1 protein-coding gene is annotated in these 1,574 nt (G+C 37.0%); it reads left to right on the forward strand.

The features are described 5' to 3' along the window. Window positions 1–613 precede the first annotated feature (613 nt). Window positions 614–1,574 (forward strand): pentapeptide repeat-containing protein (locus tag ACM0OX_RS35570; protein WP_414519907.1); only part of this gene is annotated, 961 nt, incomplete at its 3' end.

Below are 1,574 nucleotides of genomic sequence, written 5' to 3' on the forward strand. Positions count from 1 at the left end.
TCGTTTTGAGGTACTTCAAAGTCGTTTTGAGGTACTTCAAAGTCGTTTTGAGGTACTTCAAAGTCGTTTTGAGGTATTAGATGATGAGTTTTCTTGTCTGAACACGATTTACGGCGAAGGCGATCGCGCTGAAAAGTATCATAAATATAATTCAACTATTTAATCCAGTCAGAACTCAAATCCCAACTTATGATCCTAAGTTGGGAAAATACTCAAGGTTAGTGACGCTGCTCACAACCACGAGAAAATAATACTTTTCGCCCCCCATTACACGTAATGGCTCTAACGTGGAATTGCTGCACAAGGGAATGCTGTTCATGGCGTTCAGCATAATTATTACGCAAAAATCTCAGATTTTCACCGACAGTAATTGTGTTAGGGTGATTTACCCCTAAGCTTTTTGGTACAGTAGTTCAGCTTGCTTTTACCGTCCTGCCAAGTTGTTGTAACTTAGCGCGACATCAGGGTGCTGTTCTCCCAGCAGAAGTATCTCCGTATTTATTCTAGTTATATATAATACTTGTGTAAAGTCATAAATACTGAATTATTATATTTGTAAGAAATTGAGGAGTTTAAGAATGAATATAACTATGTAGCTCAACCATTATCCAATATGACAGATGAAAAGAAGCAAGACTGGTTTAGGAAGATCCATAATAAGTACCTTACAAAGCAAAAAATAGTGATAGGACTCGCTATTGCTGGAGCTATTGCTATTCCGATCTTATATAACGCTAGTTGGTCTGGATTTGGGCCCGACTCGAATATATCAGATACTACAAAGGAAGTAATAAATCCAAGAACTGGAGAAAAAATTAAGCTTACAGAAACAACTGTGCATCATCAATCAGCCAAAACATTTTGGGACTGGTTGGGACTTGGGGGTACACTTGCAATTCCATTTGTACTATATCAGTTTCAACGTAGTGAAAGCGAACAGGCTGACAATACTTCACGTGAAGAAGCTTTACTTTCTTACTTTAAGCATATATCAGAGCTATTAATTGATAAAAAGCTAAAATTATTGATTAATCATAATCAAACAATAAAAGAAGGACTTAAAGATCAGAAGTGCCTCATGCTAGATGCACTTCTAGATAGTGTTCGTGCATGTACATTATCAATATTACGAAGAATGGATAAGGACGGGGAACGTAAAGGGCGTGTTATTAGCTTTTTAAGCGATGCGGAGCTTATAAGCGAATTGAATTTAGAGTTGGCTGACTTAAGTGATGCGAAACTAAGTAATGTCATACTGAATAATGCTAAATTGTGCTATGCAAAGTTAAGAAATGCCGACTTACGTTTGACTGACGAGCGGATAATTAACAAAATAAAAAGAGTATTTTGCTCACCAGAACCGCTTTTCAAAGCTATGAAAAATAAGTCCATGATTACTGAACAGCAAGAAGCATTTAAATTTATTGACAACAAAATACAACTACGTTGTGCTAACCTCGAAAACGCGTGCCTTTGCAATCGCTTCTTGCCAAACGCAAATCTGCAATATGCAAACCTAAGTAATGCTGACTTGAGTAATGCTGACTTGAGTAATGCTGACTTGAGTAATGCTG

Origin of the sequence: Nostoc sp. PCC 9305, assembly GCF_963920915.1 — a bacterium.
Classification (GTDB): Bacteria; Cyanobacteriota; Cyanobacteriia; order Cyanobacteriales; family Nostocaceae; genus Nostoc.